This window comes from Actinacidiphila glaucinigra (assembly GCF_035918135.1).
GTDB lineage: Bacteria > Actinomycetota > Actinomycetes > Streptomycetales > Streptomycetaceae > Actinacidiphila > Actinacidiphila glaucinigra.
Genome location: NZ_CP109144.1, coordinates 8,408,877 through 8,430,427, shown reverse-complemented (window position 1 = coordinate 8,430,427; position 21,551 = coordinate 8,408,877). Strand labels below are relative to the sequence as shown.

The window sequence follows — 21,551 nt, the reverse complement described above, 5'->3', positions numbered from 1 at the left end:
GACCCCGAGGTCCGGTACGGTCGTATATCCGGACCCCGAGGTCCGGATACTCTCCCCCACGAAGGAGCATCTGTGGCGATCACGCGTGCCCGCGTCAGTGAGGCCCTCCGGGCACTGGTCTTCGAGCCCGAGCCCGGCGTCGCGCTGGACGAGGTCCTCGACCGCTACTACGCGCCCGACTACACCCACCGCAACAACGGCGGCGTCCTGACCCGCGAGCAGTTCGCGGCCATGGTCGCCGGCCTCCGCAGCCGGGTCACCGGCGGCACGCTGACCGTCCTCGACGAGGTCTGCGACGGCACGACCTACGCCGAACGGCACACCTACCGCGTCACCCTGGCGGACGGCTCGGCCCTGCACCGCGAGGTCGCGGTCTTCGGCACCCACGCCGAGGACGGCCGCTTCCGGCACCTGAGCGACGCCGGTTTCGACCTCCCCGCCGACACCCGCTGACGCACCCGACCGCACGACCGCACGACGCAGGAGCGACCATGCCCCGACTGACCGACCCGGACCCGGCGTCCTTCCCCGACGACGTCCGTCGGTACCTCACCACGCTGCCGCCCGACCCCATGGTCAAGATGCTGTCCCACTCGGCCGGCACCGTGAAGCCGTTCGTGGAGCTCGCCCGGGCCCAGGTCACCGCCCTGCGCCTGCCGGCCCGTTCGCGTGAACTCGTCATCCTCGCCGTGGCCGCCTGCACGGAATGCGCCTTCGTCGCGGCCCAGCACGAACCCGTCGCGCAGTCCGCCGGCGTCGACGAGACGACCCTCCGCCTCATCCGGGCGGGCGACCTGGACAACCCCGCCATCGCGCTCCCCGACCGCGCCCTGCTCCGCCTCGCCGCGGAAGTGGTGCGGCACCCGCGCGTCAGCGACGAGGTGTTCGGTCTGGCCCGCTCCTTCCTCAGCGAGCGCGAGTTCGTCGAGGTGCTCCAAGTGGTTGGCTACTACTGGTCGTTCGCCCGGATCGCGACCGTGCTCGACGTCGAGGTGACCAGGGTCTACCGCGACGGCGAGGTCCTGGCCACCCCCGCGGACGCCGGGACGGCGGAGGTGCCGTCGGCGCCGATGCGGTAGCCGACGCCGGGCACCGTGGTGATGAGCCATGGTTCGCCGAGGCGTTTGCGCAGTGCGGAGACCGTGATGCGGACGGCGTTGGTGAAGGGGTCGGCGTTGTCGTCCCAGGCCCGTCCCAGCAGCTCTTCGGCACTGATGACACCGCCTTCCGCGGCGACGAGGACTTCCAGGACGGCGAACTGCTTGCGGGTGAGCGCGACTTGGCGGCCGTCGCGGAAGACCTCCCGGCGGAAGGGGTCCAGGCGCAGGCCCGCGATCTCGCGGACCGGAGGCCGGGCGTGCGCGCGTCTGCGGTCGAGCGCCCTCAGCCGCAGGACGAGCTCCCGCAGCTCGAACGGTTTGGTGAGGTAGTCGTCCGCGCCGAGCCCGAACCCGGAGGCCTTGTCGTCGATCCGGTCGGCGGCGGTGAGCATGAGGATCGGGATGCCGCTGCCGGAGGCGACGATGCGCCGGGCGACCTCGTCGCCGGACGGGCCCGGGATGTCGCGGTCGAGGACCGCGAGGTCGTAGGAGTTGACGCTCAGCAGTTCCAGGGCCGAGTCGCCGTCGCCGGCGATGTCGGCGGCGATCGCCTCCAGCCGCAGACCGTCACGGACGGCCTCGGCCAGATAGGGCTCGTCCTCCACGATCAGTACACGCATGCCCGAAGCCTAGACAGCACGGCGTATCGCCGGCGTATGCAACGGCGGGTGCTCCCCGGACGCGCGACCCGGCCCGCGGACGCGACGGACCGCCGCCGCACGCACGGTCAGCGGATCCCCGAGGCATGCGCGAGCCCCCCGGCTCTGGGCCGAAGGGCTCGCGGAGGGGGCGAGTTGCTACGAAGTGGTGCGGTAGGCCCGGTGGATCGTCTGCCTCAGCGTGTTGCCGTCCGCGTCCGTGAGCACGACGCGCAGCGAGACGGTGCCGGGGCGGGCGGGGTGGCGCAGTTCGAGCCGCCGACGGTCGGCGACCTTGGCGGGCTTCCACGTCCTGCCGCCGTCGTAGGACACGGCGACCGCCAGCTTGCGGGCGGTACGCGCGGTGGCGGCGCCCTCGATCGTGAAGGGAACGGTGAAGGCCCTACCGGCCCTGGCCGTGCTGGCCGCCCCGAGCTTGGGTGTGAAGCGGACCGCCGACAGGGGCAGCCACTTCACGGTGTCCCCGGCCACGTGGCCGGAGCGGAAGGTCCACTCGGCGGTCACCCGGGTGCTGACCGCGGAGAGCGACGCGGCGCGGGAGACGTCGGTGGTGAGCCGGTAGGTGTGCCGCCCGGCAGGGAGGGTGTGCGTCTCGCCGTTCAGGGGCGCGTCCGAGGTGAACACCGCTGTGCCGTCCGCGTACAGCGCGCTCCTGGCCCTGGTGTGGCCGGAGACGCCCACGTGGCCCGCGCCGTCGGAGAACAGCGGCACGTACGCGGCGAACTCGTCGCCGAGGCGGATCGCACCCGAGGCCTCGTCTCCCGCGCTGTAGAGGTGCGGACCGAAGACCCCGACGTTGAACCGCTGCGTGTACGACCTGCCCGCGGTGTAGGACCGGGGAGCGGTGACCGTCTGGCCGCCCTCCCACTGCGGTTCGCCGTCCGCGTCCGGAGCGCCGTACTGGTTGACCCCGTAGTACCACTTCACGCCCGGCAGGACGTACTCGGTGCCGGTGTGCGGCAGGGCGAACCCGTCGGCGTCGAAGTCGAAGAACGACCCGTTGGGCAGCAGGGGCGCGGCCGTGAGGGTCCCGGTCTTGCCCGCGGCGGGCGCGCCGACGGTGAGCTTCAGCTCGGCGAAGTCCTGGCGTCGCGGTTTCGCGGTGAATCCGGAGAGGTCGCCGGTGCGGTTCCACACGGGCCGGTACCGCACGGGGCCATGGCTCCACGTCCCGTTGTACTGCGCGAACGCCTCTCCCGCCGGGAGCCGGGCGCCGAGCTGGCCGACCCTCAGGCCGGCGAAGTCGCCGACGAGGTAGGTGGCCGTGTAGCTCGATCCGTCGATGTCGAGGCCGAAGTTGAAGGTGGCCTCGGTGTGCTTCGCCGCGCGGTCGGGCACGGTGATCCGAACGGGATCGGCCCTGCGCGCGTCCATGACCAGCGTGGTGTCCCGGGTCAGCGCGAACTTCGGGTGCAGCAGCAGGGCCAGATCCCCGTCGCCGGGACCGGCTCCGGTGGCGACGCGGCCTTCCAGGGCGTAGCGGCCCTTGGGGAGCCGCACCGTGAACTCCCCGTCCTCGGGGTCGGAGTAGTCCTTCCAGAGGTCGCCGTCCAGGCCGTACACACCGGTCTGCGAGTCACCGGTGGGCTTGCCCCGCAGGTCCAGGTGCCTGACCGTGAGGTCGTACGACTCGACCTCACGGGTCACGCCGAAGGCGGTCCGCACGGTGGTGTCCGCGTCCGTCGCGGTCACGGAGCCGCCGAAGGTGCCGTCGGCCGTGCCCGCGCGGGTGTCGGCGGTCACGGCGGCGGTCGCCGTGCCGCCCGCCGGGACGGTGAGCCGTTGCGGCGAGACGGTGAACATGCCTTCGGCGGCCGGCTTCCCGTCCTCGACGAAGGCCTCGGCGGCCAGGTCCAGGGTGACCGGCCGGTCGCCGTCGTTGCGGTAGGTGATCTCCTTGGTGACCGGCTCGTCGTCGGCGTGCGGCCACCGGGCGGTGCCGAAGCCCAGCCCGGGGCTGCTCGTCACCCGCCGGCCCATCGCCCGCGCGATATCGGTACGACCCGTGCCCTGGGCGAACGCGGACATACCCGGAGCGGGCGCGGCGGAGCCGGTGAGGACGGCCTTGATCCGCTCGCCGGTCCAGTCCGGGTGCTGCTGGGCGAGGATCGCGGCGGCGCCCGCCACGTGCGGGGTGGCCATCGACGTGCCGCTCATCGACACATAGCCGTCGGCCGCCGGGTCGCCCTCCACACCTTCCGCGGCCTTCGCGGCGACGATGTCCACGCCGGGGGCGGTGAGGTCGGGCTTGAGGGAGCCGTCCGCGGCCGGGCCGTGGCTGGAGAAGTCCGCGATGGCGTCCGCCCGGTCCACCGCTCCCACCGTGAGGGCGGCGGCGGCACTGCCCGGGGTACCGATCGTGCCCGCAGCGGGACCGCTGTTGCCCGCGGCGATGACGAACAGGGTGCCGGAGTCCGCGGACAGCCGGTTCACGGCCTGCTCGACCGGATCCGTCTCCGGGGTGTCCTCGCCGCCGAGGCTGAGGTTGACCACCTTCGCGCCCTGGGCGACGGCCCACTGCATGCCGGCGATGATGTCGGACGGGCTGCCCGATCCGCTGTCGCCGAGGACCTTGCCGCTGATGATCCGGGCGCCGGGCGCGACGCCCTTGTACTTGCCGCCGGATCGGGCCCCGGAGCCCGCGACGGTCGAGGCCACATGTGTGCCGTGACCCACGCGGTCCACCGTGTCGGGTGACTCGGAGAAGTTCTTCTGCGCCTCGACGCGGTCCTTCAGGTCCGGGTGCGTGGCGTCCACCCCCGTGTCCAGGACCGCGACGGTGACGCCCGTGCCGTCGTAGCCGGCCGCCCAGGCCGCTGGGGCGCCGATCTGCGCCGTGCTCCGGTCCAGATACGCCTCGACCTTGCCGTCGAGCCAGATCCTCTCGACCTTCGCCGCGCTGTCGGCGGCCGCCGAACGCGCCCCCGCACCGCTACCGGTGAGCGTCCGCCACAGCGTGGCGGCCTCGGACTTGCGGGCCCGCAGGGCGTCGCCGTTGACGCTGGGCAGGTCCCGGGCGACCCGGGCGCCGGAGGCCGACAGCGAGCGCGCGGCGACGGAGCCGCCCTCGGGGTAGGTGACGATGAGCGGCAGGTCGGGCCGGGAGGCGTCGTCGTAGCCGAGGTCCACCAGCCGCGTCACGTCGAACAGCCGCCGGTCGACGGTGCCGTCCGCGAGCAGCCGCTCGGCGTCGCGTGGCACCGCGAAGGCGTGCCCGCCGGCCGCGCGGGATATGCGGAACGTCATGCCCTCCCGGCCTTCGGCGGCCGAGACGCCGGTGACCTTGCCCGCGCGGTCCACGGTCACCTTGTCGCCGGTGACGAGGGTGACCGTCCGCGCGGGCCCTCCGGAACCGAACCCCGCGCCGAACACCGACCCCGGACGGAGCCCCGGGCGGGACGCGCCCTCGGCCGGGGCGGCCTGGACGTCCACGGCCGCCCCGCCCAGCAGGGCGGTGGCGAGCGCGACTGCCGCCATCGGGCCGAACGCTCCTGCCGGCCTTCGTCTCTTGTGGTTCAAGGCGTGCCTTTCTTCCGTTGCCGGCCCAGCGGCCGGTACTGGTGGGAGGAGTCGCTGTGGACACGTGACCGCACTGCTCGTGCCGGCGGAACGCACGTCGTGGAGGGCCGCACGCCGGCGGCGGGACCGTGGGAACACCCGGTTCGGCACGCGCGGACGTCAGACGACGCGCTTGCGGCCCCGCAGCAAGATGAAGACCGCCAAGCAGGCGGCGAGCGCGAAGAGGACCGAGGCGTCCAGCCACTGCGTGGTGCTCACCTGCGACAGGGGCAGGTAGTCGACGGAGTGGCCCACCACGTCCTTCTGCCGGAAGCAGACCTCGGCGGCCTTCGCGGAGGGCTCGTGAATGCAGGTGCTCAGAGGCAGAGTGTGTCCGGAGCCCGTCAGGTACGACTGGTCCACCTCCAGACCGCCCGCAGGAACGGCAGGAGCGGAACCGCCATGCCCCGAACGGCTCACGATCCTCACCGGTTCCGCGAAGTCCAGGCGGTGCATGGCCCAGACCACCTCGACGACGACCGCGAAGAAGAAGGTCACGACCATGGAGAGCAGGGTGCGGCGCAGGACCATGCCGATCGCGACGCCGCCCAGGACGGTGAAGACGGTGAGCGCGACGGGCACCGGCCCGGTGTTGGTGAAGACCGTCAGGTCCCAGCCCGTCCTCCCGTCCTGTTCCGTCAGCGGCGTCCACCACGCGTCGCACACGAGGGAGAGGGCGACCGTGCTCACGACGACCACGGGGACGGTGACGCCGATCTTGGCGGCGAGCCAGCGGGCGGGGGTCGCGGCCTGGGAGGTGACGAGCTTGGCCGTGCCGCTCTCCAGGTCACCGGCGAGCAGCGGGGCGCCGAGGAACACGCCGGCGATGACGGGCACAAGGAGCAGGCCCAGACCGGCCTTGAGGGTCTCGGCCTGATACGGCTGTATGCCCTCCATCCACGTGTCGGGTGAGGAGTGGGGCCAGCCCTTCGCGGTGAGGTGGTCGAGCAGGCCGGCGCGCTGGTAGAGCATCCACGCCACGGCGAGGGCCGTCAGGGCCAGCATCGTCCAGAAGGCGGCGCGGTGCTGGCGCCAGACGAGCCAGGTCATGCCGCTCAGACGGGGGCGGCGGGTGCCGCGCTCGGCGACCGGCGGCGCGGACGGCGCGGACGGGGTCGTGGCCACGTTGCTCATGCCGCCGCCCCCCGCGGGCCGTACGAACGGCCCGGGATCTGCGCCACGGGACTGATCAGCGGTGGCGCCTCGGGCGAACGCAGATAGGCGAGCAACAGTTCCTCCAACTGCGGGCTGTGGGACAGCCACTGGCCGCTCACCGGGCCGTCCGGCCGGATCAGGGCGGTCGCCTGGCGCCCGCTGGTGCGGTACTCCACGACGGTGTGCCGGGCCAGTTCCGCGGGCACCCCCGAACCCTCGCCGTCGGTGGCGCCCTGCAGCAGCACGTGGGCGCTGCGGATCTCGTCCACGTCCCCGGCGATGCGCAGGCCGCCGGTGGAGATGACCAGCAGGAAGTCGCACACGCTCTCCAACTCGCTGAGCATGTGCGAGGACATCAGCACCGTGGTGCCGTGCTCGGCGGCCTCCGCCATCAACGTGCTCATCATCTCGTGGCGCACCAGCGGGTCCAGATCGGACATCGGCTCGTCGAGCAGCAACAGGTCGGGCCGCTTGCCGAAGGCCAGCGCGAAGGCGACCCGGGTGCGCTGACCGCCCGAAAGGGTGCCGATCCTCGCGTGCAGGGGCACGTTGCCCGCGCGGACGATCTGCTCGGCGGCCCGCTGGTCCCAGCCCGGGTTCAGCTCACGGCCCAGACGCAGCGTCTCGGCCACCGTGAAACGCCTGAACAACGGCTTCTCCTGGGCCAGGAACGCCGTACGGCGCCCCGCCTCCGCCGACTGCGGCACCGCCCCGAACACCGTCAAGGTGCCCTCCGTCGGCTCCAGCAGATTCGCCGCGATCGACATCAGCGTCGTCTTGCCCGCACCGTTGGGACCCACCAGCCCGCAGATCCGCCCCGCCGGCAACCGGAACGAACAGTCCCGCAGCGCCCAGCCCCGACGGTACTTCCGCCCCACCCCATGAGCCTCGATCGCCGACTCCTCCAAAGGACCGCCCATGTCCATGGGGTCTCTTCCGTACGCGGCGCCCATGACGGCGTCACTCACTGGTGCTCCTTGATTGCCGGGCCTTGTCGGTTGCTTGTACGGCCGTCGCACTGACGGCACGCCCCCTTTGGGGCGGGTCGACCGGCCCGACGTGCGCGGGCGCCGATCCCCACCGAGGGTGTCCCCTTCGTGACGAGCAGATTAGGAGGCCCGCTCGCCGCCGCGCCTCGGGAGGAAGGCCGATCTCCGGCGCCCCTCTACGACTTTCGGCCGAGGGCCGGCCGGGGCGCTCGGCAGTGGCGGCGACGTCCCGGCACGACCGCGGGGTCCTCGGCGCACTGCTTCACGGTCGTGTCTTCATGCCGCCTTCACCGATGTGTCCCCGCCGGGCGGACGGCCGGTCGTGGCGGCAGGCCGGAAGACCGCCGGATCCGGGTTCATCAGCTCGTCACCCGCGCCGAGGACGGCGACCTCGAGGGCCGTCTGCGCGTAGACCCGGGCCGAGTGCAGCAGCCGGTGCAGCAAAGGGGACATCGCAAGCCTCCTGTGACGGTGGAAGGTGAGCCCGCCGTGCCCCGTGTGCGAGGACCGCCGTGGCGGCCCGGATGAGGACGCCCGCGAGCCTGTTCCACGAGGGGGAGCTCTTGACGGCCACGCTACGAGGGCCCCGTGCTCGGACGCTTCGGGCAGAAGTCCGAACCGTGGTGCGGCCGCTCCGCCTTTCGGCCGAGCGCCGATCCGCCGGTATCGGCGGTGGGCCGCGCGGCTTTCCGCGCCGTGCCCTCCGCGGCTACCGCTTCCGCGGCCGGAAGTCCCTCCCCGGCCATCCCGCGTCCGGCCGCGGGTGGTCCGCACCGCGCGCGGCGATTCCGTCCGTGTTGACAATTCAGGGCTGCGGAATCAAATCTTGCCGAGATTTTCATGCCAACGGCGCCGCGGAGAGGTGACTCGTGAATCGTGCGACTCCACCGAAGGCGCGGCGCCGGCAGTCCGCTGGGAAGGCAGTGCGACAACCGTGTTCCCCTGACAGGCAAAGCGCCGCACGGTCGATCGATCGATGGCCGGCAACCTTGATTCGGCATCACCACGGGGTGGACGAGGATTGTGCGGAACGTCGCACCCCTGTCCCGAAACAAGCCCTTCCCGCACTCCGGGACCCCAAGGGCGTCACGTATTTCACACCACGATCACCGGCGCGTCGGGCCGACGGCGTCGAGACGCCGGGTGCCACTCGTGATCCCGGACAACAGCGGCCCCACGGGCGAAGACGAGGCGGCCGCACACCGCCCGCCGACAGACGGACGGCGGGCGGCCATCACCTCACCCACACAGGATTCGATGCTTCCACAGCACGCGGAACCCGCGCATCGGAAAAACGACCTACTACTCCGGGCGTAGGCCCTGATCGCCGATTTGGAGCCGGGTCGGAGAAATAGACCCCGGTCGTTTCTCGTGATAGAAATCCGGTCGGACCCAGGTCCCGTCGCACAGCCCCACGTGTTCGGAGTTCCGCTCCATGACCACTCGGATTTCCTTCCCCACCACATACTTTCGAGGATTTCGGGATCACGCCTCCCGGCGATCCGAACGGCATCCGGTCCAGGACACCGGCATCGACGGGCACGGGTCTGAAGTCCCTTGACTCCAGTTGCCGGTACGTGAATTCGGATGCCGAGGACATACCGCGTTTCCGGCCGGGGACGGTTCCCCGTCCGCTTATCCCTCCCCCCGGCACTCCTCTCGTGCCACCGGCGACCAGCGTGCGATCCGGCCCCGCGCTGACCCTGTCCGCCGGGGTGGACGACGTCTTCCCGCAGGGGCCGGCACCTGGAGATCTTCGTGCCCGACTACGGCCATGACGTGCAGTTCGGATCCTTTGTCACACCGTCGAACCGCGACCCGGAGGCGGTCGTCGACCTCGCCCTGCTCGCCGAGCGGGTCGGGCTGGACCTCGTCTCGTACCAGGACCATCCGTACCAGAACGGCTTCCTCGACACCTGGACGCTGATGTCCTGGGTCGCCGCCCGGACGACGTCGATCCGTCTGGCGACCAATGTCGCCAACGTGCCGCTGCGCCCCCCTGCCGTCCTGGCCCGTGCCGCCGCCAGTCTCGACCTCCTCTCCGGCGGACGCGTCGAACTCGGCCTGGGCGCCGGAGGCTTCCGTGAGGCCATCGTGGCGATGGGCGGTCCGGACCGCACGATCGGCGAGAGCGTCAGCGCGCTCGGCGAGGCCATAGACGTGATACGCGGACTCTGGGACGAGGCCGACCGCTCCGCGCTGCGCATCCCGGGCACGTACTACACCGTCGACGGCGCCAAGCGGGGCCCCGCCCCCGCGCACGAGATGGGCATCTGGCTGGGCGCGTACAAGCCGCGCATGCTCCGCCTGACAGGCGCCAAGGCGGACGGCTGGATACCCACCCTCAACTACATCAGCTCCCCGGACCTGTTCGAGAGCAACAAGATCATCGACGAGGCGGCCGCCGAGAACGGCCGCGACCCGCGCGAGATCCGGCGGGTGCTCAACATCTTCGGCGGTATCGGCCGGGGAACCGGCCCCTGGCAGGGCCCGGTGGACGACTGGGTCGAGCGCATGCTGCCGCTGATCCTCGAGCACGGCTTCGACACGATCATCCTCGGCTCCGACAACCCGTCCGACATCATCACCTTCGGTGAGGAGGTCGCTCCCGCCGTTCGCGAGGCCGTAGCCGCCGAACGGGCCGCCACGGGAACCCCCACCGGGCGGGTGCGGACCGCGGCCGCCCTCGCCAGGCGGGTCCCGGGCATCGACTACGAGGCCGTTCCCGCTGCGCTCGCCTCGGGTGCCGTGGAGCCGGGTGACCGCGCCTACGCGCGCGTGCGCTCCACCTACTTCACCGCCGGCGCGCCCGGCCTGGTGCTGCGCCCCTCGAACACGGCCGAGACAGCCGCCGCCCTCGCCTACGCACGCGCCCAGGACGTGCCGCTCGCGGTCCGCAGTGGCGGTCACGGCATCAGCGGCACCTCCACCAACGACGGCGGCGTCGTGATCCACCTCGGGTCGCTGAACGGCGTCGAGGTGATCGACCGGGAACGGCGCCTGGTCCGGGTGGGGGCCGGCGCCCGCTGGGGTGACGTCGCCCAGAAGCTCGCACCCTTCGAACTGGCCATCAGCTCCGGCGACTTCGGCGACGTGGGCGTCGGCGGACTGGCGACGGCCGGCGGTGTGGGCTTCCTGTCGCGCTCGTACGGTCTGACCATCGACCATGTGCGGGGCGCCGAAGTGGTGCTCGCCGACGGGCGGATCGTGCGCGCCGACGCGGATACCCACCCCGACCTGTTCTGGGCGCTGCGCGGCGCCGGCGCCGGTATGGGCATCGTCACCTCGTTCGACATCGAAGCGGCAGGCATCGGCAAGGTGATCCACGCCCGCTTCGCCCACGAGGTGAAGAACCTCGACACCTTCCTGCAGGCCTGGGGCGAGCTGACGGAGAACAGCCCCCGCGAGCTGACGCCGTTCCTCGTCGTGGCAGACCAGGGCGGCCGCAGGATCGCCCAGACGACGGTCGTCTGGGCCGACGAGGACACCGGCCGCGCGATCGAGGCGCTGGAGGCGTTCCTGAACCTCGCCCCCGTCCTCGACCAGCAGGCCGCCGTCGTACCGTACGCCGGGGTCGTGACCCCGCAGAACACTCCGCACGACGGGCACGGGGGCCCGAACTTCCGGTCCGCGCTCGTCGAGCATCTGGACAGCCGCACGACGGGCATCATCGAACGGATGTTCCGGAAGGGCGAGACGGGCTACTTCCAGATCCGCACAGTGGGTGGGGCTGTCAACGACACGCCGGCCGACGCCATGGCCTACGCCCACCGGACGCAGAACTTCTCCCTGGCGGTCGTGCCCCGCCGCGGCGCCGCCGACCTCAGGAGCTGGGACGAGATCGACTTCGACGGCCTCTACCCGAGCTTCGAGAGCCACAACCAGGAGTCGGTGCTGACCAAGGCGTTCCCGCCCGCCACCCTGGAGCGCCTGCGCAGGGTCAAGGCGGCCTACGACCCGGACAACGTCTTCCGCGGCAACTTCACCATCGCGCCCGCCACGGACGCGTGACCCGCGGGACACGGCCGGCCTCGCTCGCACCGCGGGCCGGCCGTGAGCCGCGACACTCCTGGCACTCGCGACACAGTTGCGTACGCACGCAATTTGCGACACCATGGGTGCCGGCGTCAGCACCGCGCGCTCCACCGGCCGGCGCTCCCGGAGCGCCCCGTGCGCCTCGCACGGGAGCACACGTCCGGGCGCCGCATCGCGCGGCCAGAAAGGCAGCAGCATGGAATTCGGCATCTTCTCGGTCAGCGACGTCACTCGCGACCCCGTCACGGGCCACACCCCCAGCGAAGCGGAACGCATCGACGCGATCGTGCGCATCGCCAAGCGGGCGGACGAGGTCGGCCTGGACGTCTTCGCCATCGGCGAGCACCACAACCCGCCCTTCTTCTCGTCTTCGCCGCCTACGCTGCTCGGGCACCTCGCGGCCATGACCGAGCGCATCGTGCTGAGCACCTCGGTCACCCTCATCACCACCAACGACCCGGTGCGCATCGCCGAGGAGTACGCGATGCTCCAGCACCTGGCCAAGGGACGCGTCGACCTGATGGTCGGCCGCGGCAACACCGTCCAGGTCTACCCCTGGTTCGGCCAGGACATCCGCAAGGGGCTCCACCTCGCGCTGGAGAACTACAACCTGCTGCACCGCCTGTGGCGGGAGGACGTCGTCGACTGGGAGGGCGAGTCCCGCTCCGGGCTGCAGGGCTTCACCTCGACTCCCCGACCGCTCGACGACGTCCCGCCATTCGTCTGGCACGGCTCCATCCGCACCCCGGAGATCGCCGAGCAGGCCGCCTACTACGGCAACGGCTTCTTCGCCAACAACGTCCTCGCGCCCTACGGGCACTTCGACCGCCTCATCAATTTCTACCGCGACCGTTTCGCCCACTACGGCCACGGCACGCCCGAGCAGGCGATCGTCGGCCTCGGGGGCCATGCCTTCATCGCCGGGAACTCGCAGGACGCGGTCAAGAGGTTCCGCCCCTACTTCGACGCGTTCCCGATGTTCAGCGGCACCTCGCTCGAGGACTACATGGAGGCCACACCTCTGTCGGTGGGCAGCCCCCAACTGGTGATCGACAAGACCATGGACTTCCGGGAACGCTTCGGCGACTACCAGCGCCAGCTGTGGAACATCGACCTCCTCGGGCTTCCCGTCGAGACCGCGCTGGAGCAGGTCGAACTCCTCGGCACCGAGGTCGTGCCCGTGCTCCGCAAGGAGATGGCGGCGGTCCGCCGTCCCGGCGTACCCGCGACACCGACCCACGCGAGCCTGGTCGAGGCGAAGTACGGCGACGCCGAGCCCCGCCGGCCGCGCCCCAACGCCAACCGGGGCGACAACGTCACCGGCACGTCGCCGTACGAGGACAGCGACCCGGCGTTCCCGGCCCGCTACCCGAGGATCGGCTGAACCATGACCGACCGCACTCCCCCTCAGCACGGTCCCGAACGACCGGCCGGCGCACCGCTCGCTCTCGCGGTGATCAGCGGCGGCACCGGCAACCCCTCGTCGTCACGGCTGCTGGCCGACCGCCTCACGGAGAAGACGGCGGAACTCATCCGCGGCCGGGGACGGGACGTCACGATCGACAACGTCGAACTCGCGCCGATCGCCGTCGACATCGCACAGGCCGTCGTCACCGGCTTCCCCGGCGAACGGCTCAGGACGGTGATCCGGCGACTGGCGGCGGCGGACGGGCTGATCACCGTCTCGCCCGTCTACACCGCGGGTGTCAGCGGGCTGTTCAAGTCCTTCTTCGACATCCTCGACAACGACCTCCTCGTCGCCAAGCCGGCACTGCCGGCCGCCACGGCCGGCAGTGCCCGCCACGCGCTGGTCGTCGACGGGCAACTGCGCCCCATGCTTGCCTTCCTGCGGGCGCTCGCGGTGCCCACCTCGGTGTTCGCCGCACCGGAGGACTGGGGCTCCTCCGCGCTCGGCGAGCGCATCGGACGCGCCGCCACCGAACTCACGGCCCTGATGACCACCGGCGTCGGCGCCGCCATCGCCGGTGACGCGTGGTCCGGCTACCAGCATCGCTTCGGCGGGGAGGCGACCCGGGCCGAACGGACGGCGGCCGACGTCGACTTCGAATCCCCGTTGATGCGGCTCGCCGCCGGCGGTTCCCCGTCGCGGCGGGACTCCGGGGCCTGAACGGCGCCACCACCGCGACCCCCTACCTAATGGCGTATTGACTTCGAAACCATCCGGTGAATCGATGAAAGGAACATCCATGAGCACTCCCCGCACGGCGCGGATCATGGGGCGCAATGTCGACGTCTCCAAGGCCACGCCGGATGTGGTGCGGTTCCTCGCCTCCTACTTCGAGGCGAAGTCGGGCGACGACGTGGACGCCCTGATGGCCCACTTCCTGCCCGAGTCGGTCACCTACGTCGACGCGACGGTCGGCTGGGCCTTCCGGGACTGGCAGACCCTGTACGACAAGTTCGCGGAGCTGCTGGAGGCATGGCCCGCGGAGGCCGTCGCCTACCCGACGCGGATCGTCGGCGACTTCGACAGCGCGGTGGTCTTCTTCACCGACTCCCCGGAGATGTTCGGCCATGAGCTCCGGGCGGCCGGGACGGTCGACTTCCGCGACGGCAGGATCGTCCGCTGGGTCGACACCTGGGACGGACGCTCCCTGACCGTCGAGGCCACCGAGGGCATGCGCGTCCCGGAGGACGTCTACCCCGGGGAGTTCGCCGAGGCCGAGGTCGGCGAGAACGCCTCCCCCGTCCTGCGGGAGGCCGCCGGCGCGTTCGCCGCCGCACTGGCGGCGGGCGACGCGCTCGCGGCGTCGTCCCTGCTCCACCAGGACGTCGTCTTCGAGGACACGTCCCTGCACACCCTGCTCGAGGGGCGGATCCAGACCCACGCCTTCCTCGACCACAACCTGACCCGGCTGGCCTACGGTCCGCAGTCCGCCCTGCGCCACGTGGTGGGCAGCGCCGAGGGCGGCGCCTACGAGTGGAGCAGCGGGGGCCGCGTTCCGGTGGGCGTGACCGCACTCGAACTGGACGAGGACGGGGCGATCACCCGTGTGACGGTCAAGTGGGACACCTCACTGACCCCGAAGGCCACGCTGCACGAGGCCAAGGGCTCGACCATCAGGCACTGACGGGCCCACCGGGGCGACCCGGTGTCCGGCGGGGACGCGAGGACCTGCGCGGTGGAGTTCCGGGACTCCACCGCGCAGGTCCTCGCCGTCCCGGCGATCGGCGCCGCCGCTCGTGGCCGGAGCGGCGCCCGGGTCCCCGAGGCGGGAGGCCGCTACCGTTCCGCGAGGCCGGAGCGCCACGCCCACAGGGCGATCTCCACGCGGTTGCGGGCGGAGAGCTTGGTCTGGATGTTGCCCAGGTGGGTCTTGACCGTTCCCAGGGACACGAAGAGCGCGGTCGCTATCTCCGCGTTGGTCAGGCCCTCGGCGACGAGGCGGGCGACGTCGGTCTCGCGCGAGGAGAGGCCCGATCCCACGGGGGCGGCGGTCCGCGGCGACCGCAGGCCCTTCAGCAGGCGGATCGTGATCGCCGGGCTGACCAGTGCCTCTCCGGAATACGCCGCGCGCACCGCCTCGGTCAGCAGGGCCGGTCCTGAGTCCTTGAGAAGGAACCCGCAGGCGCCGTTGTTCAGCGCCTCGTGCACGTACTCGTCGTCGTCGAAGGTGGTGACGACGACGACCTTCGGGGAGCCCGCGGAGCCGGGGTGGTTCAGTTCGCGCAGGGCCTGCAGGCCGTCCATGCGCGGCATGCGGATGTCCATGAGGACGACGTCGGGCGCGAGCGCGCGGACCATCTCCAGCGCCTGGACACCGTCCTTGGCCTCCCCGACCACCTCGATGTCGTCCTCGGCGCCGAGGATCAGCGAGAATCCGGTGCGGACCATGGTCTGGTCGTCGGCCAGCAGGACACGGATGGTCATCAAGCACCTCTGGTCGGTATGTGCGCCTGTACGGTCCAGCCTTCCGGGACCCTCGGGCCGGCGGTGAAGGAGCCGCCGAGCGCCGCCGTCCGCTCGTGCAGGCCCTTGAGCCCGTAGCCGCCGTCCGGCGAGTGGCCGCCGCCCTGGCCGCGGCCGTCGTTGGAGACCTCGACCGTCACCGCCGCGGGCCGGCCGTGGCAGCGGACGAGGATGTCGAGTGTCCGGGCGTCGCCTGCGTGCTTGCGCACATTGGTGAGCGACTCCATGACCACCCGGTGCACGGCCGACTGGACGTCGATGGGGACCGCGTCGGCCTCGCCCTCGATGCTCAGCCGCACCTTCAGGCCGCTGTCGGAGGTGAAGTGACCGGCGAGGGCCGCGATCTCCGCGATCGTACCCGGGGGCGAGAGCCTGGCGTGGGCGTCGGGCTCCCGCAGCAGGGTGACCATGCGGCGGATGGCGGTCATCGCCTCGTCACCGGCCGCCTCGATGCGTTCCAGAGCGGGAAGCACGGCCTGCGGCTTGCTCGCGGCCACGGTCTGCGCGGCCTGGGCCAGCACGACCATGCCGGTGACGTGGTGGGCGACGTAATCGTGGAGATCGGACGCGATACCCGTCCGCTGGGCCTGCTGGGCGGCGATCATCTGCCGGTGGCGGTTGGTCTGGAACATGCGCAGGTACAGTCCCGCCGCACTGGCGATGACCCCGCCGAGCGCGATGACCAGCGCGAGGACCACCGCCGCTTTGGCGTTCCCCAGCCGGGTGGGGAGGAGCACCAGACCCGCCAGCAGGAGCGGGACCGCGAAGCCGGCGCGTACGGGTTCGGCCCGCCACGCGGCCAGCCCGATGAGAACGAGGCCCACGACGGCGACGGTGAACCCGAAGGGCACGACGATGCCATAGCCGACGGTCGGCATGGTGAGTGCCACCAGCACCAGGAAAGCACCCAGGAGCAGGGCCCCGGTGCCCAGCGTCGCCGCCTTCAGACGCGGCATGACCACGGCGACGGCGATCGCCAGCAGGACCACGAGCGGCTGGACCGCGTTCAGGGCCACGTCCAGGGTCGCCAGGACCAGCAGCACCACGGCGGCGGCCAGCCAGCCGACGCCCCGCAGGAACCGCTCGAAGGGGCCGTCAGCGCTGTTCCTCACGTTCCCGCCTTCTCCGTTTCCGCTCACCGACCGGGCGAAAGCCGCTCCGGGCGTCCTGTCCAGTGTCACCGATCCGCCTCGGAGGACCGGGGTCCGCTCTTCCGGGCCGGGGACGGACCGGGAGGGCGGCCGGGGTCGACGGGGTCCGCTCCCGAGCCCAGGACCACCACGTCGAGGACGGCCTGGGCGTAGACCCGGGCGGTGCGCAGCAGGCGGTGCACCGGGGGTTCCCCGGGAGTGCCGCCGTGGTGGGCCGGCGGACGGGCCGGGTCGGCGTCGCCGACGCGGTGCTGCCCGGTCACCGTCCCACCTGCCCTGCGGTCGCGGCGGCGGTCGCACCGGCGGCGAGGGCACCCCGCACGAGTTCGCCGAGCAGCGCGGGGTACGTCAGTCCCCGGTGCGCGAACATCTTGGGGACCTGGGACTGCGCGGTCATGCCCGGCATGGTGTTCACCTCGTTGAGGACGGGACCGTCGGGGGTGAGGAAGAAGTCGCAGCGGGCCACTCCGCGGCAGCCCAGCGCCGTGAAGAGGGCGAGGGAGGCCTCGACGAGCCCGTCGTGCTCCTGTGCGGCCAGCGGAGCGGGGATCAGGAACCTGGCCCCGCCGTCGTACTTCTGCTCGGTGTCGAAGAGGCGTCCGTCGTCGAGGAGGATCTCCAGGGGCGGCCCGACCACCAGGCGGCCGTCCGCGCGCTGCAGCACGGCGAGGTCCACCTCGCGGCCGGCCACCAGATCCTCGACCAGCACCCGGTCGTCGATCCGGAGCGCGGCGGCGATCGCCGGGGCGAGCTCCGCCTCCTCGGTGACGAGGGACACGCCGTGGCTGGACCCCGCGGCGACGGGCTTGACGACGACCGGGCGGTCGAAGCGCACCCGGTCGGCGCTCTCGGCGGTGACCAGGTAACCGGGGGCGACGGCGATGCCCACCGCCTCGGCCACCAGCTTGGTCGCCCACTTGTCCATGGCCAGGGCGCCGGCCCGGACTCCCGCACCGACGTACGGCAGATCCGCGAGGTCCAGCAGCGCCGCCAGGGTGCCGTCCTCGCCCATCGGGCCGTGCATCACCGGGAAGACCACGTCGCAGCCCGCCAGTACGCCGAGCGCCGCGGACATGCTCGCCGCGGAGGAGCCCGCCAGTGGCTGTCCGGCGGCGTCCCGCCACACCCCGTCCCGTCCGATGGTGAGGCCCACGACGTCGTGGGCGGCCGGATCGAGCGCCGAGCGGACGGACGCGGCGGACGCCAGGGAGACCTCGTGCTCGGCGCTGCGGCCGCCGCCGATGACGGCCACACGGATGCGGGCGGCGTTCCGGGGGGCGGTCACGCGGCCACCCCCGAGTCGTGCACGGTGCGGCGCAGCCGGGCGCCCAGGCCGGTGACGATCTCGTGCTCTATGGTCCCGGACCACCGGGCCCAGTCCTGGACGGTGGGCTCGCCGGCGTCGCCCGTCCCGAAGACGGTGGCGATGTCGCCGGGTGCGGCCGGGCGATCGCCGCAGTCCACGATCACCTGGTCCATGGAGACGCGTCCCACCACGGGGCGGCGGCGACCGGCGAGGAGCACCTCCGCGCGGCCGGACGCCCCGCGGGGAAGGCCGTCCGCGTACCCGACCGCCAGCTGGGCCAGGTGGGTACGCCGCGCGGCGGTCCACGTGTGCCCGTATCCGGCCCGGGTGCCGGCCGGTACGGTGCGGGCCGACACCACGGGCGCGGTCAGCGTCAGTGCGGGGCGCAGCCGTGTCGTGCGCGTCGGGTCGATGCCGTAGAGACCGGCGCCGACGCGGCTGAGGTCGAAGCGGGTCCGCGGGTCGGTGAGGGTCGCCGAGGTCGCGGCCAGATGGCGGACGCCCGGCCGCAGCCCGGCGCGTACCGCGACGGCCGACGCCGTGCGGAACAGTTCGAGTGCGCGGTCGGTGCACGCGTCCCCCGGGGTGTCCGCACAGCCGAGGTGGCCCATGACACCCGTCACCCGGACCAGGCCGCCCCGCTCCGCCTCCCGGGCCTGCCGGCACAGGTCGCCCCACTGCGCGGGGTCGGCACCGTCACGCGCCATCCCGGTGTCCAGGTGCAGGTGCACCGTGGCGGTCCGTCCCGTCCGCGACGCGGCACGGACCACCGCGGCCAGGTGCTCGCGACCGGGTACGGCGACCGAGACGTCGGCCCGCAGGGCCTCCTCGAAGGCGGCGTCCACCGGATTGAGCCAGCTCAGGATCGGTGCGCGCAGTCCCGCCTGCCGCAGCGACATCGCCTCCTCGACGGAGGTGACGCCGAGCGAGCTCGCGCCCGCGCCCAGTGCCGCCCGGGCGGTCTCGACCGCACCGTGTCCAAAGCCGTCGGCCTTGACCACCGCCATCAGGCGAGTCGCGCGGGCGGCGAGGAGGCGGGTGTTCGCGGCGACCGCCGCCAGGTCCAGCCGCAGTTCCGGGCCCGCCGCGCGGCCGGGTGGGCGGGGCGGGTCGGTGAGGCGGGCGGCGGGAGCGGTCAGTGGTGCGCAAGGCATGGGAAGCCCTTCGGGGTGTCGCGGTCGGGCCGGTGCCGCGGGGACCGGGCGGACACGGGGCGTCACCGTGGTGAGGGTGGGTCGCAGCCGGCGCCGGAGTGGGTACCGGAGGCCTGGATCGACGGCCGCGGCGATGCTGCCCGCGGGTCCGGTACGTGGCGTGGTGCTCATGGCAAGCACGCTACGAAGCCCGCGTGGCGATCCGCTTCGGGCGGAAGTCAGACCTGTTCACGGTGCGCTGCGACTTTCGGCCGATGCCGGCCTCAGCCCTGGTGACGAGCCTCCGGGCGACCGCCCGCGGGCGCCCCGGCGACCTCCGGCCGCACGACGGGACGCCCGCCGCGGGGGGTCTCACCCGCGGCGGGCGTCGTCAGCCGGGCGGCGCCGGGCGGCGCCGGGCGGCGCCGGGCGGCGCCGGGCGGCGCCGGGCGGCGCCGGGCGGCGCCGGGCGGCGCCGGGCGGCGCCGGGCGGCGCCGGGCGGCGCCGTGTCTCACGCGGGCAGGGCGAAGAGCCGGTACTCGGAGACCGTCGTGAAACCGAGGCCGCGGTAGAGGGGCTCGCCCGCGGGGCTGGCCATGAGGGCCGCGAAGTCCATCCCGCGGTCGCGTCCGGCGCGGAGTGCGGCCGCCGTCAGGACGGTGCCGATGCCGCGGCGACGGTGGGTCTCGGAGACGTGGACGAGGAAGATCCCCGCATGGCCGTGCGCCGCGATGACCACGGTCGTGCCGACGATGCGGCCGTCGAGCACCGCGGCGAGGCGCACGACGTCCGCGTTGTCCGAGCGCTGCGCCTCGATGCGCGCCATGTCGTCCTCCAGGCCCGGCGGGATGCCCATGGAGGTGCTGTAGGTGCGGACGAACTCCGCAAGGCGCGCGGGCTCCTGGACCGTCTCGATCCGCAGCCCGTCCGCAGGTTCCCCGGCTTCGGCCGGCCGGTCCAGCGGCCGGACCATCACCGGGACGGAACCCAGTTCCACCAGCCCGTGCCGGACGAGTTCGGCCGGTGTGCCGTCGGGACTGTCCGGGCCCACCCACCACCACCAGGGGAGGTCGGCGAGCCGGGCCCGGGCCTTCGCGGCGGCCTGCCCGACACCCTGCAGCGAGGGCGTGCGGACCACGCCGTTGAACTGCGGGGTCGCGAGTCCGCTGCGGTAGTAGTCGAGTTCCCCCTCGCCGCGTTCCTCCGCGCCCCATCCGAGCAGGTACTGGCGGAAGTTGGCGGTCACCCGGGCGAGGTCCACGCCCTGCCCGGGGCTCGTCGCCGATCCACCGTCCGGCGCAGGCGTCACCGTCGGAATTCGTGTGTCTGTCATCCTCGTTGCTTTCGCTGTCCGGGCGCCGCCTACCGGCGCGCCCGGAGTCGTCGTACGTCGCGGGACCGGAGTGCCGCGCTCACCGTTCCGTCGTGGCCCGACGGTCCCGGTTCTCCCCCACCGCGGTGCGGCCGGAGGCGCTGAGATTGCCGAGCATCTGCAGGAGTTCCGCGTTGCGGCTGCCCGGCTCGGGGTGGAACACCACCAGGATGAGTCCGCCGCTCCCGGCGATGGTCAGCTTGTTCGACCGCAGCTCCAGGTCGCCGACCTGGGGGTGCCGCAGTCGGGAGACCTGGCCCGTGTGGGGCGTGACGTCGTGGCGCGCCCACAGCTCGCGGAAGCGGTCGCTGCGGAGGGAGAGTTCGCCGACCAGTTCGGTCAGCCGGGGGTCGTCCACGTCGGGCCCGGCCAGGGCGCGCAGGGTGGCCACGCCTTTGCGGGTCATCAGCTCCCAGTCGATGCGCCGTTCGCGTTCCGACGGGTCGAGGAACGCGGCGGCCAGCAGGTTCACACCCGGGGCGTAGTGGGGCGACAGGGCCGACGCCAGGTCGTTGGCGGCGAGGACGTCGAAGAACCGGTTCTGCACCCAGGCGGGGTTGCCGTTCCATCCGTCGATCAGCTCGCGGATGCTCTGTGGCACCTGTTCGGACCGCGGTGCGCGACCGCGGGACCGCGTCCGGGCGGACGCGTGGGTCCCCTGAGCCCGCGTCAGACCGCTCATGTGGTCGGCGGCGGCCTGGTCGAGGGTCAGCGCCCGCGCGATCGCGTTGAGCACCTGCGGTGACGGATTGCGATCGCGTCCCTGTTCCAGCCGGAGGTAGTAGTCCGTGCTGATCCCGGCGAGCATCGCGACCTCTTCCCGTCGCAGACCCTCGACCCGCCGCGTCCCACTGATGCCGATGCCGACGTCCTCCGGCCGAACCAGGCGCCTGCGAGCCCGCAGGAACTCACCCAGCGCATTCGAAGCGTCCATGCCCTCGACCGTAACCAACTCTGCCCGCAGGTGAGTGGCCCCCTTGGTACCAGGCACAACCGGACGCCGGTCCGCGCGGGTCGTCCGCCCCGAGGTGGCCGAGCGGTGACCGTCCGTACGACCGGACCCGCTCAGGTCGGGCGCGAGCGGGTGGCTCTCGGTAGCCTGAGTGGTGGTACGGCCATGAGGCGGCCCTGCCGCGGGACCAGCGACGGCAGCCGTCTCGC

At 72.5% G+C, this 21,551-nt stretch carries 18 protein-coding genes; 6 read left to right on the top strand and 12 right to left on the bottom strand.

From position 1 onward, the window contains the following. The first annotated feature begins 72 nt into the window (after positions 1 to 72). Both OIE69_RS38270 and OIE69_RS38265 read left to right on the top strand, forming a co-directional pair. Positions 73 to 453: a nuclear transport factor 2 family protein gene (locus OIE69_RS38270; protein ID WP_326579581.1), complete on the top strand. Its 381-nt coding sequence runs from the start codon at positions 73 to 75 to the stop codon at positions 451 to 453. Positions 454 to 491: 38 nt separating this feature from the next. Then, positions 492 to 1,079, top strand: a complete 588-nt coding sequence (locus tag OIE69_RS38265) for a carboxymuconolactone decarboxylase family protein (protein WP_326579579.1) — start codon at positions 492 to 494, stop codon at positions 1,077 to 1,079. Here the strand turns inward: OIE69_RS38265 and OIE69_RS38260 are convergent. The 5 genes from OIE69_RS38260 to OIE69_RS38240 all read right to left on the bottom strand — a co-directional run bounded on the left by OIE69_RS38260 (position 1,004) and on the right by OIE69_RS38240 (position 7,914). Further along, complete coding sequence (locus tag OIE69_RS38260; protein ID WP_326579577.1) at positions 1,004 to 1,720, bottom strand: response regulator transcription factor; 717 nt, start codon at positions 1,718 to 1,720, stop codon at positions 1,004 to 1,006. The two genes, OIE69_RS38265 and OIE69_RS38260, sit on opposite strands and share 76 nt — an antisense overlap. A gap of 177 nt (positions 1,721 to 1,897) precedes the next feature. Then, complete coding sequence (locus OIE69_RS38255; RefSeq protein ID WP_326579575.1) at positions 1,898 to 5,236, bottom strand: S8 family serine peptidase; 3,339 nt, start codon at positions 5,234 to 5,236, stop codon at positions 1,898 to 1,900. 201 nt (positions 5,237 to 5,437) lie between these two features. Then, the gene (locus tag OIE69_RS38250) at positions 5,438 to 6,451 is read right to left on the bottom strand and encodes an ABC transporter (protein ID WP_326579573.1); all 1,014 of its coding nucleotides are present in this window, start codon (positions 6,449 to 6,451) and stop codon (positions 5,438 to 5,440) included. Beyond that, on the bottom strand, positions 6,448 to 7,398 hold the full coding sequence (locus OIE69_RS38245) for an ABC transporter ATP-binding protein (protein ID WP_326581534.1): 951 nt from the start codon (positions 7,396 to 7,398) through the stop codon (positions 6,448 to 6,450). The genes OIE69_RS38250 and OIE69_RS38245 overlap by 4 nt, the downstream gene beginning before the upstream one ends. A gap of 339 nt (positions 7,399 to 7,737) precedes the next feature. Continuing rightward, positions 7,738 to 7,914: a hypothetical protein gene (locus tag OIE69_RS38240; RefSeq protein WP_326579571.1), complete on the bottom strand. Its 177-nt coding sequence runs from the start codon at positions 7,912 to 7,914 to the stop codon at positions 7,738 to 7,740. Positions 7,915 to 9,219: 1,305 nt separating this feature from the next. Here OIE69_RS38240 and OIE69_RS38235 point away from each other — a divergent pair. The 4 genes from OIE69_RS38235 to OIE69_RS38220 all read left to right on the top strand — a co-directional run bounded on the left by OIE69_RS38235 (position 9,220) and on the right by OIE69_RS38220 (position 14,588). Further along, positions 9,220 to 11,472 carry an LLM class flavin-dependent oxidoreductase gene (locus tag OIE69_RS38235; RefSeq protein ID WP_326579569.1) on the top strand — a complete coding sequence of 751 codons (2,253 nt, stop codon included), beginning with the start codon at positions 9,220 to 9,222 and terminating at the stop codon, positions 11,470 to 11,472. A gap of 220 nt (positions 11,473 to 11,692) precedes the next feature. After that, positions 11,693 to 12,880: a CE1758 family FMN-dependent luciferase-like monooxygenase gene (locus OIE69_RS38230; protein ID WP_326579567.1), complete on the top strand. Its 1,188-nt coding sequence runs from the start codon at positions 11,693 to 11,695 to the stop codon at positions 12,878 to 12,880. 3 nt (positions 12,881 to 12,883) lie between these two features. Continuing rightward, positions 12,884 to 13,624 (top strand): CE1759 family FMN reductase, encoded by a 741-nt coding sequence (locus tag OIE69_RS38225; RefSeq protein ID WP_326579566.1) that lies wholly within the window; start codon positions 12,884 to 12,886, stop codon positions 13,622 to 13,624. Between the two features lie 79 nt (positions 13,625 to 13,703). Next, entirely contained in the window at positions 13,704 to 14,588 is an 885-nt protein-coding gene (locus OIE69_RS38220; protein WP_326579565.1) for a hypothetical protein, read from the top strand. A gap of 152 nt (positions 14,589 to 14,740) precedes the next feature. Here the strand turns inward: OIE69_RS38220 and OIE69_RS38215 are convergent, their stop codons facing one another. From OIE69_RS38215 to OIE69_RS38185, 7 genes are all read right to left on the bottom strand, one after another. Continuing rightward, complete coding sequence (locus tag OIE69_RS38215; protein ID WP_326579564.1) at positions 14,741 to 15,388, bottom strand: response regulator transcription factor; 648 nt, start codon at positions 15,386 to 15,388, stop codon at positions 14,741 to 14,743. Further along, positions 15,388 to 16,539 carry a sensor histidine kinase gene (locus OIE69_RS38210; protein WP_326579563.1) on the bottom strand — a complete coding sequence of 384 codons (1,152 nt, stop codon included), beginning with the start codon at positions 16,537 to 16,539 and terminating at the stop codon, positions 15,388 to 15,390. Before OIE69_RS38210 ends, OIE69_RS38215 begins: the two co-directional genes overlap by 1 nt. 65 nt (positions 16,540 to 16,604) lie before the next feature. Beyond that, positions 16,605 to 16,841 (bottom strand): hypothetical protein, encoded by a 237-nt coding sequence (locus tag OIE69_RS38205; protein WP_326579562.1) that lies wholly within the window; start codon positions 16,839 to 16,841, stop codon positions 16,605 to 16,607. Beyond that, positions 16,838 to 17,863 carry a D-alanine--D-alanine ligase family protein gene (locus OIE69_RS38200; protein ID WP_326579561.1) on the bottom strand — a complete coding sequence of 342 codons (1,026 nt, stop codon included), beginning with the start codon at positions 17,861 to 17,863 and terminating at the stop codon, positions 16,838 to 16,840. The genes OIE69_RS38205 and OIE69_RS38200 overlap by 4 nt, the downstream gene beginning before the upstream one ends. Beyond that, a complete protein-coding gene (alr, locus tag OIE69_RS38195; RefSeq protein WP_326579560.1) occupies positions 17,860 to 19,038 on the bottom strand; it encodes an alanine racemase in 1,179 nt (392 codons plus the stop codon). Before alr ends, OIE69_RS38200 begins: the two co-directional genes overlap by 4 nt. Positions 19,039 to 19,529: 491 nt before the next feature. Continuing rightward, the gene (locus OIE69_RS38190) at positions 19,530 to 20,351 is read right to left on the bottom strand and encodes a GNAT family N-acetyltransferase (RefSeq protein WP_326579559.1); all 822 of its coding nucleotides are present in this window, start codon (positions 20,349 to 20,351) and stop codon (positions 19,530 to 19,532) included. Between the two features lie 79 nt (positions 20,352 to 20,430). Then, on the bottom strand, positions 20,431 to 21,324 hold the full coding sequence (locus OIE69_RS38185) for a helix-turn-helix domain-containing protein (protein WP_326579558.1): 894 nt from the start codon (positions 21,322 to 21,324) through the stop codon (positions 20,431 to 20,433). Positions 21,325 to 21,551 lie beyond the last annotated feature (227 nt).